The 13,715-nt window shown below is 63.9% G+C and carries 10 protein-coding genes; 3 read left to right on the top strand and 7 right to left on the bottom strand.

The genetic code is table 11. The features are described 5' to 3' along the window. Nucleotides 1-106: 106 nt before the first annotated feature. Nucleotides 107-640 (bottom strand): hypothetical protein, encoded by a 534-nt coding sequence (locus ABWO90_RS19770; protein WP_353192932.1) that lies wholly within the window; start codon nt 638-640, stop codon nt 107-109. A 374-nt stretch (nt 641-1,014) separates the two neighbouring features. Beyond that, entirely contained in the window at nt 1,015-1,434 is a 420-nt protein-coding gene (locus tag ABWO90_RS19765; RefSeq protein ID WP_353192931.1) for a hypothetical protein, read from the bottom strand. Nucleotides 1,435-1,989: 555 nt separating this feature from the next. Here ABWO90_RS19765 and ABWO90_RS19760 point away from each other — a divergent pair. Further along, on the top strand, nt 1,990-3,528 hold the full coding sequence (locus ABWO90_RS19760) for an MFS transporter (RefSeq protein ID WP_353192997.1): 1,539 nt from the start codon (nt 1,990-1,992) through the stop codon (nt 3,526-3,528). Between the two features lie 82 nt (nt 3,529-3,610). Further along, entirely contained in the window at nt 3,611-4,804 is a 1,194-nt protein-coding gene (fabV, locus tag ABWO90_RS19755; protein ID WP_353192930.1) for an enoyl-ACP reductase FabV, read from the top strand. Nucleotides 4,805-4,932: 128 nt separating this feature from the next. Here the strand turns inward: fabV and ABWO90_RS19750 are convergent, their stop codons facing one another. The 4 genes from ABWO90_RS19750 to ABWO90_RS19735 form a co-directional block, all read right to left on the bottom strand. Then, complete coding sequence (locus ABWO90_RS19750; protein WP_353192929.1) at nt 4,933-6,156, bottom strand: DUF72 domain-containing protein; 1,224 nt, start codon at nt 6,154-6,156, stop codon at nt 4,933-4,935. Continuing rightward, on the bottom strand, nt 6,153-7,364 hold the full coding sequence (locus tag ABWO90_RS19745; protein WP_353192928.1) for a class I SAM-dependent methyltransferase: 1,212 nt from the start codon (nt 7,362-7,364) through the stop codon (nt 6,153-6,155). The genes ABWO90_RS19750 and ABWO90_RS19745 overlap by 4 nt, the downstream gene beginning before the upstream one ends. Before the next feature lie 113 nt (nt 7,365-7,477). Next, entirely contained in the window at nt 7,478-8,125 is a 648-nt protein-coding gene (gene pdxH, locus ABWO90_RS19740; RefSeq protein ID WP_353192927.1) for a pyridoxamine 5'-phosphate oxidase, read from the bottom strand. Nucleotides 8,126-8,413: 288 nt separating this feature from the next. Beyond that, nucleotides 8,414-10,504, bottom strand: a complete 2,091-nt coding sequence (locus ABWO90_RS19735) for an AsmA family protein (RefSeq protein WP_353192926.1) — start codon at nt 10,502-10,504, stop codon at nt 8,414-8,416. Here ABWO90_RS19735 and tcdA point away from each other — a divergent pair. Beyond that, a complete protein-coding gene (gene tcdA, locus ABWO90_RS19730) occupies nt 10,503-11,348 on the top strand; it encodes a tRNA cyclic N6-threonylcarbamoyladenosine(37) synthase TcdA (protein ID WP_353192925.1) in 846 nt (281 codons plus the stop codon). The genes ABWO90_RS19735 and tcdA overlap by 2 nt on opposite strands. A 248-nt stretch (nt 11,349-11,596) precedes the next feature. Here the strand turns inward: tcdA and ABWO90_RS19725 are convergent, their stop codons facing one another. Continuing rightward, a complete protein-coding gene (locus ABWO90_RS19725; protein WP_353192924.1) occupies nt 11,597-13,249 on the bottom strand; it encodes an AMP-binding protein in 1,653 nt (550 codons plus the stop codon). Nucleotides 13,250-13,715: the final 466 nt, after the last annotated feature.

Below are 13,715 nucleotides of genomic sequence, written 5' to 3'. Positions count from 1 at the left end.
CTCAAGACCACTCGGTGCCACCCCGGACCGCTTGCTTTTGCCGGCAGACTCGGGGATTCCTGTTCAGCCCGGCTCGCACCCCACGGCAGCGGACCGGGCCTGACGGTCAAAGAATCGAGCAAACTTCGATGTGGTCGTGATGCGGTGCGAACGGGCCCAGCGGTATGCGTCCCGCCGCTTTGCGACGCGGGCGAGGCGTTGGCGCCTTCGGCTGACATCGTTCGAGATGATCGACGAATTTGGCGACGCGTTTGATTCGCACCATGCCCGCCGCCGGTGCTGCCTCCGGTGTCGCGGCGCCGTCCGCGCCGTCGACGATACCCGCCGCCCGATAGTGGAAGTCCAGAATCCGGGCGTGGACACGCCCGACCTGATCGGCCCCCGGTGTACTGCCGCCCATTCGTGACAGTTCGCTCTCGCCCGCCTCCTGAAGCGCCGACTCCAGCATGTCGTGGACGTCGAACGGCCCCGGCCGCTCCGCGCTCAATGTGTGGGCGCCGATGTCATAGCGTAGCGCCGCGAGCGTCCCCGGCAGATATCGTGATTCGTCGCGAAGCAACGACGGCAGGCCCAGCGACTTGAGTCTGGCTTCGAGCAGTTGGTCACCGCTTCGGGAATGCAACTTCAGGGCGGTCGACACCGACTCCCGCAGTTCGGCATTCCTGGCATAGCGCTTTGCGGGACATCCTCCTCTTGGCGTGACCAGAGCGCTCAACACATTCCACGTGTAGTCGTTGCCGTCCACTGACCCGCAATCTGGCGCGGACACCAGCGCAGCGGCGCTCGGCTGGTCGTGCCTGGCTGCCGTATACACGGTATGCCCTTCGGGTAAGCGATTTTCGGCGCTTCTCAACGACGATCCGAGTGTCGACGCGACTGGCGCTTCGCGCCCTTCGATTCGCCAATCGTGCAATTGAGGCGCTTGCCCGGGAATCAGATTCGAAGGCAGATACATAGGAAGATCTCCCTGAGATTCGACATGGTTAGGTGGCGTGCGGCGGTGCGGTGCTGACGTCAGCCGACGACGCGAACCGGTGCGTCCGCAGCGTCGGCAAAGAGAATCAGGCAGGCTTCGCTCATCTCGGCGGCATGCCCATATGCGGCGTTCAGACTGTCGAAGTAGAACGCTTCTGCGGCACTCGGCACTTGCTGCGTGACGATCTCGAAACGCTGGTGGTCGAAGCGGATGTCGAGGTAGGTCTGGCTTTCGAAGCACCACACTACGTAGCCGGCGAACGGTAACGCCGTGGGCAATGGCGCGGGCAGCGTGGTGGGTTGGGCCGGGCGGGCAGAGGAAGCAGAGGGGGCAGAGGGGGCAGGCGGGGCGGGACGACGCGCATGAAGGGCGCTCGTATGCATCGACGTCGCCGATGCGGCTGTGACCTGGGCGTCCAGCCAGCGTCGATAGTCTTCGCGTACGGGGCAGTGTTTCATGGGCATTCCTCCTGATGGGCCGGTGCGTGAATTCGGACATGTCTACGGAGCGAGGACGCTTTGCAAAGCGTCGAGCGATGGTGCGGCCGTTGTTGAGGCACGGTTTTCGGGAACGGACGCACTACCGCCACATTTCGCGACACATCAATATTGCCCGCCACAGTGCCGATCGGGACCAAGGTCCGTCCGAAAGGAGGATCGGACAGCGCCGCATTTGGGCGGCGGCGGGTGTCTCCGGGGCATCACCCGGTGATCCGGCCATCGGCGCGTGGGCGCCTCCGAGGACGTCACCCTGACCGGCGGCGCAGGCGTGTGAATCCGCCTCGGCAGTCCGTTGAATTTTCGTCACATCAGCGAGAGGCGGCGGAGGTTTGCGCCGCCGGTAGCGGAATCACGGCAGCATGGGGCATTCCGGGCGGTTTCGCGCCGAAACCCGCGTCACGCCTGAATGTTCATATATTCACTAGTTTTCGCATAAAATGGCGGCTCCCCCTCCTTGAAGTTTTCAGGTAGTCCGCCGTGCGCCCCCTGCCTTTTCGCGATGCGTTGATGGCCATGATTGGCATCGCGCTCGTCAACATGCTGGTCGCTCTCGACCAGACCGTCGTCAGTACGGCGCTTCCGTCCATCGTCGCCGAGCTCAAGGGATTCGAGTATTACGCCTGGATCGCGAGCATTTACCTGCTGGCCTCCGTCGTGACCGTGCCGGTGTTCGGCCGCCTCGGCGACTATTTCGGTCGCCGGCAGTTCGTGATCGCTTCCGTGCTGACGTTCACGATTGCGTCGCTGCTGTGCGGGCTGGCGCCGAACATGCCGTTCCTCGTGTTTGCCCGCGGATTGCAGGGCATCGGCGGCGGCATGATGGTCGGTACGGCCTTCGCCTCGGTTCCCGATCTATTCCCCGACGCCCGCTCGCGTGTGCGTTGGCAGGTCGTGATCACCACGGCGTATGGCATCGGGACCGCAGCCGGACCGTCATTGGGCGGTCTGCTCTCCGGGCATTTCGGCTGGCGCTCGACGTTCTTCGTGAACCTGCCGGTCGGTCTGGCGGCGTTGTATTTCGTGTGGCGTTACCTGCCGAAATTTCCCCCGGCACACAAGGGTGACGTTCGCGTCGACTGGCGCGGTGCGCTGTGGATCGCCGTTGTGCTCGGCGGTTTTCAGGTGTTCATCGAGAATGTGCCGGCGCATGGTGCCTCGCTGGGCAATCTGTTGCTGATCGCGGTGGTTGTCGTTGGGTTCTGGGCGCTGTTGCGCACGGAACGGCGTGCCACGCACCCGATCGTGCCGCTCGATATGTTCCGCCACCCGCAACTGGTGGTGCTGTTCACGCTGTCGGTGCTGATCGGCTTCGTGATGTATTCGCTGATCTTCTTCGCGCCGTTGCTGCTCCAGGGCGGCTTCGGGCTGAGTCCGCAGGCCGCCGGGCTGATTGCCACGCCCATTGCCGCCTGCATTGCCCTGGGCAGCTTCATCAACACGCCGATCGTAGTGCGTCTCTCACGCCCGACGAACATGCTGATCCTCGGCTTTTGCCTGCTCGCGTCGGCGTCGGCGGGGATCGGGCTGGCGCACCGCGACACGTCGCATGCGCTGCTGGCGCTGGCAATGGCGTGCGCAGGCGTTGGCATCGGTTTCATCCTGAACAACATGAACGTGTTCGGGCAGGAGATTGCCGGGCGCGAGCGCTTCGGCATTACCACCGCGTTGCTTCAGTCGACGCGCATGGTCGGCGGCATGCTGGGCACGACGATCGTAGGCACACTGGTCAATCACTGGTATGCCGTCGGGGTGTCGGGCGCCGTCTCGGCCTACGATGGCAGCCCGGCGGCACATGCCGTGGCGCGTGCGCTCGATCCGCGCATCCTGATCGACCCGGCGCTGCGCGGCGATCTGCTCACGGACCTGCGTGCGATGGGCATCGACGGCCTGCCGCTGGTCGAAACCGCCCGGCAGACGCTCGTGAATGCCGTTCACGCCGGGGTGCTGCTCACGGGCGTGGCCGCCGTCGTCGCGGCACTGCTGGTGCGCCGCATCCGCCAGATTCAATTCCCGAAGCACCTCGAGCGCTCGGCCGTGGCCGCGCCGGAATAAGCCGGGCGGCGCCGACCTCGTTTACAATGCGCGGTGTTTGCCGGGTGAGCCGGCATCACCGAATTTTGTGAACGAGGTTTCCATGATCATCAAGCCACGCGTGCGCGGCTTCATCTGCGTCACCACCCATCCCGTTGGCTGCGAAGCCAACGTCAAGCAACAGATCGACTACGTGACGGCCCAGGGTCCGATCGCGAACGGTCCGAAGAAGGTGCTCGTGATCGGCGCATCGACGGGCTACGGCCTGGCCGCACGCATCACGGCCGCATTCGGCAGCGACGCCGCCACGCTCGGCGTGTTCTTCGAGCGTCCGGGCAGCGAGACCAAGCCGGGCACGCCGGGCTGGTACAACACCGCCGCCTTCGACAAGTTTGCGAGCGCGAAGGGCCTGTACGCCAAGAGCATCAACGGCGATGCCTTCTCCAAGGAAATCAAGGCCAAGACCATCGAGACGATCAAGAGCGATCTCGGTCAGGTCGATCTGGTCGTCTACAGTTTGGCCGCACCGCGCCGCACGCACCCGGAGACGGGGCAGGTGTTCAGCTCGGTACTCAAGCCGGTGGGCCAGTCGGTGACGCTGCGCGGCATCGACACGGACAAGGAAGTCGTCAAGGAGTCGGTGTTCGAGCCGGCCACGCAAGAAGAGATCGACAACACGGTCGCCGTCATGGGCGGTGAAGACTGGCAGATGTGGATGGATGCACTGGCCGAGGCCGGTGTGCTCGCCCCGGGCGCGAAGACCACCGCGTTTACGTATCTGGGCGAGAAGCTCACGCACGACATCTACTGGAACGGTTCCATCGGCGCAGCCAAGAAGGATCTCGACGAGAAGGTGCTGGGCATTCGCGCGAAGCTCGCCACAACCGGCGGCGACGCACGCGTTGCGGTACTCAAGGCGCTCGTGACGCAAGCCAGCTCGGCCATTCCGATGATGCCGCTCTATCTGTCGCTGCTGTTCAAGGTCATGAAGGCCAAGGGCACGCACGAAGGCTGCATCGAGCAGATCTACGGCTTGTACCATGACAGCCTGTACAACGCCACGCCGCGCCTCGACGAGGAAGGCCGCGTGCGTACGGACCAGAAGGAACTGTCGCCGGACGTGCAAAGCGAAGTCTCGGCGTTGTGGGGCAAGGTGACGGACGAGAACCTGTACGAGTTGACCGACTTTGCCGGTTACAAGCACGAGTTCCTGCGCCTGTTCGGCTTCGAGATCGACGGCGTGGATTACGACGCCGACGTGAACCCCGACGTGCCGATCCCGCATCTGGTGGCGTAAGGCATTCTGGCTTCCATCCTGCGGATTCGATACGCGGGAAGACAAAGGCCCGGGCCCGGCATGATGCCGGCCCGGGCCTTCGTCGTTCATGGGCGGGAATCTGTCCGTGCCGCAGCCGACGGCGAGCGTTAGCCGGTGCCGTTGGTGTTCGGGGCCGGTGATCCCGGTGATCCCGGTGATCCGGGTGATTCGGCGGCCTCACTGGCGGGCATCGCATCGGTCGTCCCGGCCAACTCGGTAATGCGCTCGGCCAGGGCGCCGCACGACAGCGGCGATGAGCCCTCTGCCTTGTTGTTGACGATGACGTAGACGGGGTGGCCGGCGAGCGCGTAATGCGTTGCGAGCGCCGCGAGGACATCGCGTGTCGTGGGGTCGGGGTCGACGATCTTGTCGAACGGCGCGTACTTCGCCTTGGCCTGTTCGTATCGGTGCGTGCTGTTCAGGTTCCATCGCACCACGAGCGGCCCGGCGCCGGCTTCGTCGAGCAGCGCCAACGCGGCCGCCTGCCGCTCCACATGCGGCATGCGCGCGTGCAAGCCGATGCAATAGCGCACCCCCAACTGTCCCAAGGCTCGCATGAGACGCGGGGTGAGCAATGCGCCGTCGCGAATCTCCAGCGCATAGCACGGCCCGGGCGCTGGCTTGCCGTCGTCGGCCACATCGCCTGCAGGTAGCGGCGGCAATGCCGCGAAAAACGCTTCGATACGCTGAATCAGGCCCGGCACGTCACGCAGCAACTCGGACGGCAATGGGGAGACCTGAAACACGAGCACGCCCGCCTTGGGGCCGAGGCCCGCGAGACAGGGCGCGACAAACTGTTCCCCGGCGATGCGCGCGTCGAGAAAGCACGGGTTGGCGTTGAGACCTTCGCCCTTTTCGCCGCGCACGAGCGCGTCCGTCACGAGGCTCGGGGCCTTGACCAGAAAACGGAAATCCTCGGGCACCTGCTGCGCATACTTCTGATACTCGACGATCGACATCGGCTTGTAGAACGACCGGTCGATGCCGACGCAACGCAGCACCGGGTGACGCGCGTAAGCGGTGAGTCCCTGACGGGAGAGCCGGGTGTCGCTGTAGTCGTCGTCCCAGACAATGCCCTTCCAGCCGGGGAACGACCACGACGACGTGCCCAGGCGGATGTTGGCGGGCAACCGTCCGCCCAGCGTGCGCATTGCCGGAGGGAGTTCGGCCGCACCGACGCCGCCACGGCGCGCGGCGCCCGGGCGACGATCGGTGCTGTCCGAATCGGAGGGAGGGGACCTGGTGGACGTTCGGGAGTTATCGACCTGCCTGGCACGTCCGCCTGCCGGCGGATCGTCAGGCGGCGCGCCAAACAGATCGAACTGACTCATCGATTCTCGTACATGTAACGGCGCGACCAGGGCAGACGCTTGGCCGATTGCCCCGCCTTTCGGCAGATGACCTGGTAGAGCGACACGTGATCGTGCTCGAAGGCGTACGCGCAACCCGCGAGATACACACGCCACACGCGGAAACGCTCTTCGCCCGCGAGCTCGCGCAGACGCGGGGCGTTGGCCTCGAAGCGCTCCGACCAGAGGGTGAGCGTGCGTGCGTAATGACGGCGCAGGCTTTCCACGTCGCTCGCTTCGAGCCCGCCGCGCTGCATCGCTTCGAGCGCGAGGCTGATGTGCGGCAACTCACCGTTCGGGAACACGTACTTGTCGATGAACTCGCCGCCGCCCATGGCCGTCTCGCCGCTGTCCGGATCGGTCGAGGTAATGCCGTGATTCATGGCAATGCCGTCGTCCTTGAGCAGCGAGGCCATCTTGGCGAAGTATTCTTGCAGGTTCTTGCGCCCGACGTGCTCGAACATCCCCACGCTGGTGATGCGGTCGAACTGACCTTCCACGTCGCGATAGTCCTGAATGCGGATCTCGATCCGATCCTCCAGCCCGAGCTTCTTCACGCGTTCGGTCGCCAGATCGAACTGATTCTGCGAGAGCGTGACGCCCACACACTTGGCGCCGAACTTCTGCGCGGCGCGAATCACGAGGGCGCCCCAGCCGCAGCCGATGTCGAGCAGCGTCTGCCCCGGTTGCAACTGGATCTTCGTGAGGATGTGATCGATCTTCTTCTCTTGCGCCGTGTCGATGTCTTCGTCGCCATTCTCGAAGTAGGCGCACGAGTAGACCATGTTCTTGTCCAGCCAGAGCTGGTAGAACTCGTTCGACACGTCGTAATGGAATTCGATCGAACGCTTGTCGGACTTCTTGCTGTGATTGAAGTGACGCACGGCGCGCTCGAGCGGGCCGATGGTCGTAAGGCTGCTGCCGGCGAGCGCGTAGCTCATGTCGATGACGTCGGCCAGCTTGCCTTCGACATCGATCTCGCCCTTCACATAAGCCTCACCGAGATTGTCGAGGCTGGGGCTGAGCAGACGCGTCATGGCCGCGGGGCCGTTGATGCGTAACGTTACGCTGGGGTTATCGAAAGCACCAAAATCGTAGTGCTGACCATTCCAGAGCGCGAGGCGGATCGGCAGGTTGGAAGATGTCTTGACGCCGCTGACCCAGTTTTCGAGTTTTTTCTCCCACAACATGGATGTGCTCCAAGTGTCACCAAAAAAACTGTTCTCCGTACCGCACGGCACAGTGACGTCTCCTCGTCAAACGGGCAGGTAGGCGTACCGCGTCGGCGTGGCCGACACAACGATTACGGGGACAGGCGCGCTACGCGCCACGATCCGTCGGCAAGCCGGAAATACTTGATGCGATCGTGCAGGCGCGATTCACGACCCTGCCAGAACTCGATGGATGCCGGCACGAGCCGATAGCCACCCCAGTGCGGCGGGCGCGGCGGGGCGTCGCCGAACTGGCGCCGGAATTCCGCTTCGCGTTGCTCGATGATGCTGCGATCGGCCACTTCGGCGCTTTGCACCGAGGCCCAGGCGCCCAGACGGGAGCCCACCGGGCGCGAGTGGTAATAAGCGTCGCTCTCGGCGTCGCTCACCTTGTCGATACGTCCCTCGATGCGCACCTGGCGCTCGAGTTCGATCCAGTGGAACAGCAGGCAGCCGTACGGCGTGGCCGCCAGTTCCTGCCCCTTGCGCGACTCGTAATTCGTGAAGAACGTAAAACCGTGTTCGTCGGCGCCCTTGATCAGCACGATGCGCGCATCGGGCTTGCCATCCGGCGTGACCGTGGCGAGCGTCATCGCATTCGGTTCGGCCAGTTGGGCCGTGAGCGCTTGCTCGAACCAGCGTCGGAATTGATCGAATGGGCTAGGCGCCACGTCGGCTTCGGAAAGGGAGCCGAGGGCGTAGTTTTTGCGCAGGTCCGCGAGAGAAAGCGTCTGGGTCACGACGATCGTAGTCGGTCTGAGGCGGTTGGGGGTTGCGACACAGTATAGCGAAGAGTTTGCCAACGTGCGCACGTGACGATTTGTCGCGCTGCGCCCGCGCCACTCGCCCGAATGCCGCACGGCGTGGTCATTTCACGCCATGTGCTTGATATTTAAGGAGTGAAGTAATTTTGCGGGACTGCCGTCGCCGCCCCCGGGCACCGGGCGCGGAAGCCGCCCGTAAATCCCTCTGCGTGGCATGGGCTTTGCTTCCCGGCAACGAGGGGGGACGGCCGCGCCGTCGGCGGCTCAGGGCGCTTCGCGACCCGGGCCGAATGCGGGGGGCGTGGCGGCCGGGCGCGACGGCGAGTTCGCGGGGGCCCGGGCGGGCGCCTTGGTGCCGTTCGCGTCGGGCACCGCCTTGACGTTCGACGGGTTGCGGCTCGGCGGATGTTGCAGATGCGCGAGGAGTTCGCCGCAGGGGCTGTCCTTGCCGGGGCCGAGTTCGAGCAGCGGGATCAGTGCGGTGTAAGGCGCGAGCACACCGAGCGCGATGGCGCCGCCGGCACGCGCCACCAGCGTCGGCACGTTGACGCCCACGTCCGGATGCTTGAACGTGCCGCGCACATAGAGCGGCGAGCGCAAGGTAATGAGGGCGAAGTGCTTCGGTTCCGGACGGATCGTCAGGTTGAAGTGCTCGCGCTTGAGGTCGACCTGTCCCGTCACGCCGATGCTCGTGTCGTCGGTGTCGATCACGAAGGTGCGGGCGTCCATCAGGCCGTCGCGCACGGCGAAGTCGGCCGCCGCGCATCGCATCTCGATCTGCTTGTCGCCGAAGAGCTTGGTCAGCACGATGTTGCCGACGTTCAGACCCAGATACTCGAGCATGAGCTTGCTCACCGAGCCGCGGTCGATCAGCATCTTGATCTCGCCGTTCGACGACCCGGCCAGCGCCGCTACCGAGTTGCCCGTGGCGGTGAGCGCGGCGTCGCCGTTGACTTCGCCGACACTCGTCTTCATCAGATCGACGTCGGGCAGCAATTGCTTCATCTTCAGATGGCGCATCGATACCTGCGAGTCGACCTTCATCGGCTCGGCTTGCCCGTTGAGCACGAGATTGGACGTAATGCGTCCGCCCGCCACGCCGAACTCCAGCGGTTTGAGCGAGAGCACGCCATCGTCCAGCACCACATGGGTGACGAGATTGTCGATCGGCAGGCTCTTGTCCTTGATGATCTTGCGGCCGGTGAACTGCACGTCGGCGTCGATGGTGCGCCAGCGATCTGTCTTGAACGGGTCGACGGGCAGCACCTTGTCCGAGGCCGGCGCCTTCGGCTTGCCCGTCAGGTCGCCCCCGCCGGACGGATTCTTGCCGCCGATCACCGGGCCGAGGTCGACCAGTCGCAATTGATTCGACACCACGGCGCCCTGCAGGATGTTGCGGGGCTGACGTTGGCGGAAGACCAGCGTGCCGGACAGATCGCTCTGGCCGACCTTGCCCTGGAAGCGCTCGTAACGCCACACGCCCGCAGTGTGCAGGAGATGGCCGTTCGTCTCGTAGGCCGGTGTTTCCGGCAGCAGCACGCCGGTGATCGGATAGAGGTCTGCCATCGTCGGCCCGGCAAGTCGCAGGTGCATGTCGAGCGCAGAGAGCGTGGCGGGATTGGTGAATGTGCCCTTCGCGGCGATGAGTGTTCGGCCGATACGCACGTTGGCGTCGAGCGGGTACGGGTCGCCGGAATCCTCCAGCGAGAGCACGTCGCCGCCGCGCGCATTGCCGGATACCGCGACCTTTCGGAAGGTCCCCTTCAGGGCGACGCCGATGCCGTAAGGGGCCTGGCCGTCGATGGTGGCAATGTTGGCGGTGAGGTCCAACTGCTGCGGCACGATGTTGGCGCGCACCACGCCGTCTTCGAGAATCAGGCGGCCGATACGCAGCTTCCACGGCGACGGCTGCCCGTTGCCCTTGGCAAACGTCCAGTTGTTGCGCCCGTCGGCCTGTTCCTCGACGAACACCTTCGGTGCGGACAGCGCGACCTCGGGGAGCACCACGTGCTTGTCGAGCAGCGGCAGCCATTCGAGCGAGAACGTGAGCCGGCCGACCGAGATCATGTTCGGCTCCTGGCTCCACGTAACGTTGCCTAACACGATATCATTCGCGATCAGGCGAGGCCGCGGCAGCCAGCGCCCCAATCCCGGGGCCTGTGCGTTCGGGGCCAGCCAGTGCAGCGAAAGGTCGCCCCGGATTTCAAACGGGCGTCCGGTCGCGGTGCTCACTTCCCGGTTGATGAAGGGCCGGGCGTAGTTCCAGTCAAACCACGTGATGAACGCCGCGAATGCCAGCACGATGGCGACTATCGTGATCGCCAGCCATTTCAAGGACGTTACCCATCGCATCATGAACAGTACCCCGTCGATCGTTGTTGCTCCGGTGCCTGCCACGCCATCGGAGGAGGATTTTGACGCGAACCGCCGATTCGGCGGCATCGCGCGTTTATACGGTGACGACGGACTTGCGCGTCTGCGCGAAGCGCACGTGGCCGTCATCGGCATCGGCGGCGTCGGATCGTGGGTGGCCGAGGCACTGGCGCGAAGCGCCGTGGGCCGACTCACGCTCATCGATCTCGATAACGTCGCCGAAAGCAATACCAATCGTCAGGTGCACGCACTGGATGGCAACTACGGCAAACCGAAAGTTGCCGCGATGGCCGAACGGGTTCTGGCCATCAATCCTGGCTGCCAGCTTACGCTTGTCGAGGACTTCGTGGAGCTGGAAAACCTCGACGCCATGTTGAACGGCGGCTTCGACTGGGTGGTCGACGCCATTGACAGCGTTCGGGTGAAGACGGCGCTGATCGCGTGGTGCGTGGCGCATAAGCAGCGTCTGGTCACCATTGGCGGGGCGGGCGGTCAGATCGATCCGACACGCATTCGTATCGACGATCTTGCCCGCACGATCCAGGATCCGCTGCTTGCGAAAGTGCGTGCGCAATTACGCAAGCAACATGGGTTTGTCCGTGGGCCGAAAGCCAAGTTCAATGTGCCTGCCGTGTACTCGGACGAGCCCCTGCGTTACCCGGAAGCGGCCTGCGAGACGGGCGATACCGGCGATACCGCCGATGTGGCTGCCGGGCCGCAGGGCCTGAATTGCGCCGGTTTCGGCTCCAGCATGTGTGTCACAGCGACATTCGGCATGGCCGCCGCTGCGCACGTTTTGAAGCATGTCACGCAGGTGAGCGCCTGACGGGCACCGACGTGCCGGAATTTTCCCAAGCCCGGTGCATCGTGTCTGTAACGAAAAGTTACGAGCGCGCGCGGCCCTTGCGATGGCGGTATTGATGGATGCCTCGGGGCATCTCTCGAAAACTGTCGCGATAGATGAATGAAAAACGGCCGGGACAGTCTTTCACTGTCCCGGCCGTTTTGTTGGACCGCTCGCCCGGATCGCCGTGCTTCGCTACGTATGACGAAGCATTTCGGGCTGGCGAGACCTTAGCGCAGTTCGCGGCGCAGCACCTTGCCCACGGGCGTCTTCGGCAGTTCCGTGCGGAACTCGATGACGTGCGGCACCTTGTAGTTCGTCAGGTGCTGGCGGCAGAAGTCGATGATGACCTTCTCGGTGAGGTCCTGCGACTTCTTCACGACCACGGCCTTGACGGCCTCGCCGGTGCGCTCGCTCGGCACCCCTACGACGGCCGATTCCAGCACGCCGGGACACATTGCCAGCACGCTTTCCACTTCGTTCGGATAGACGTTGAAGCCCGACACGATGATCATGTCCTTCTTCCGATCGGTGATGCGCACGTAACCTTGCTCGTCCATCGTGCCGATGTCACCGGTGCGTAGCCAGCCGTCCGGCGTGACGGTCTTGGCCGTTTCGTCGGGACGATTCCAGTAGCCCTTCATGACTTGCGGGCCACGCACGCAGATCTCGCCTTCCTGGCCGAGGGGAAGCGCGTCGTTGGCATCGTTGCGGATGCTCACTTCCGTGGACGAGATCGGCAGGCCGATCGAGCCGTTGAACTCGCTGTTCATCGGGTTGATGCACACGGCGGGGGAGGTCTCCGTCAGACCGTACGCTTCGATCAGCGGATGGCCCGTGACCTTCTGCCAGCGTTCGGCGACCGCGCGCTGAACGGCGGCGCCGCCACCAAGGGCGCACTTGAGCGAGCTGAAGTCGAGCTGATCGAAGCCCGGCGTATTGAGCAGGCCGTTGAAAAGCGTATTCACGCCGGTGATGAACGTGAACTTCCACTTGCCCAGTTCCTTCACGAAGCCCGGCATGTCGCGCGGGTTGGTGATGAGCAGGTTGAGTGCGCCCAGTTGCAGGAATACCAGGCAGTTCGCTGTCAGGCAGAAGATGTGATAGAGCGGCAGGGCGGTGACGATGATCTCCTTGCCTTCTTCCAGCCCGGAGCCGATCCATGCGCGGGCCTGCAGCATGTTGGCGATCATGTTGCGATGCGTGAGCATCGCACCCTTGGCCACGCCGGTCGTGCCGCCGGTGTATTGCAGGAATGCGATGTCGTCGTGATCCAGATGCGCTTCTTCGTGCTTGGCGCGCGCCCCTTGGGCGAGCGCCGTGCGGAACGGCACGGCGTGCGCGATGTGCCACTCGGGCACCATCTTCTTAACGTGACGCACGACATAGTTCACGATCCAGCGCTTCGGCGCGGGCACGAGATCGCCAATGGCGGTCGTGATGACATGCTTGACCGGCGTGTTCGGCAGCGCCTTTTGCAGCGTGGCGGCGAAGTTTTCGATGACCACGATGGCGCCGCAGCCGGCATCCTTGAGCTGGTGCTCAAGTTCGCCCGCGGTGTAGAGCGGATTGACGTTCACGACGACCATGCCGGCGCGCAGAATCCCGAAGACCGCGACCGGGTATTGCAGCAGGTTCGGCGACATGATGGCCACGCGCGAGCCGCGCTCCAGCCCGGGCAGGCTTTGCAGATAGGCCGCAAAGTCACGCGATTTGCGCTCGAGCTCGGCGAAGCTCATCGTCACGCCGAGATTGGTAAACGACGGACGATCCGCGAACTTCCGGCAGCTTTGCAGGAACAGATCGTTCAGCGAACGATAGGCGTTGACGTCGATCTCGGCCGGCACGCCGGGCGGGTAGCTCTTGAGCCAGACTTTTTCCATGAGCGCCTCCTTGAATATGGTTTTTATCGCATCGTCGTCGCCGGGGGAAGTGCCAGGGCGCGCGGTGCGTCATTTCATCGCATTGCTTGACGGTGACGCGAGAGCAGGGGGGCGGGTGCGGGCGTCTCGTTCCCGAACCGGTCTCGCGTGCGCAGTGAACGCACTAATCGTCGCGTTGCAAAAAGCCGTAGCATACCGTGCCGTCTGCACCGCGAGCACATGGAAAGCCCTGATTTGACGCGGGTTTGCGTGGAGTAAATGTTCTAGCGGCAAAGGCTTGCCAATGGAGGCGATTCCGCGCTAATCCCGCATGGAATGCGCAAAGTGACGGGCAAATCGGGGATGTGACAAAAGAATTGCAAAAAACACTTGCGTGGCTGACTGGTTTCTTACATAATTCTGTTCTCACAGCGCGGCTGTAGCTCAGTTGGATAGAGTACTTGGCTACGAACCAAGGGGTCGTGGG

The organism is Pandoraea pnomenusa, assembly GCF_040391475.1.
Classification (GTDB): Bacteria; Pseudomonadota; Gammaproteobacteria; order Burkholderiales; family Burkholderiaceae; genus Pandoraea; species Pandoraea pnomenusa_C.
This window is presented reverse-complemented; position numbering and strand designations above follow the sequence as displayed.

Coding starts and splice junctions, on each gene's coding strand:
- ABWO90_RS19765 (WP_353192931.1), bottom strand. CDS start 1,434: ATGAAACACTGCCCCGTACGCGAAGACTATCGACGCTGGCTGGACGCC.
- ABWO90_RS19760 (WP_353192997.1), top strand. CDS start 1,990: ATGATTGGCATCGCGCTCGTCAACATGCTGGTCGCTCTCGACCAGACC.
- fabV (WP_353192930.1), top strand. CDS start 3,611: ATGATCATCAAGCCACGCGTGCGCGGCTTCATCTGCGTCACCACCCAT.
- ABWO90_RS19750 (WP_353192929.1), bottom strand. CDS start 6,156: ATGAGTCAGTTCGATCTGTTTGGCGCGCCGCCTGACGATCCGCCGGCA.
- ABWO90_RS19745 (WP_353192928.1), bottom strand. CDS start 7,364: ATGTTGTGGGAGAAAAAACTCGAAAACTGGGTCAGCGGCGTCAAGACA.
- tcdA (WP_353192925.1), top strand. CDS start 10,503: ATGAACAGTACCCCGTCGATCGTTGTTGCTCCGGTGCCTGCCACGCCA.
- ABWO90_RS19735 (WP_353192926.1), bottom strand. CDS start 10,504: ATGATGCGATGGGTAACGTCCTTGAAATGGCTGGCGATCACGATAGTC.
- ABWO90_RS19725 (WP_353192924.1), bottom strand. CDS start 13,249: ATGGAAAAAGTCTGGCTCAAGAGCTACCCGCCCGGCGTGCCGGCCGAG.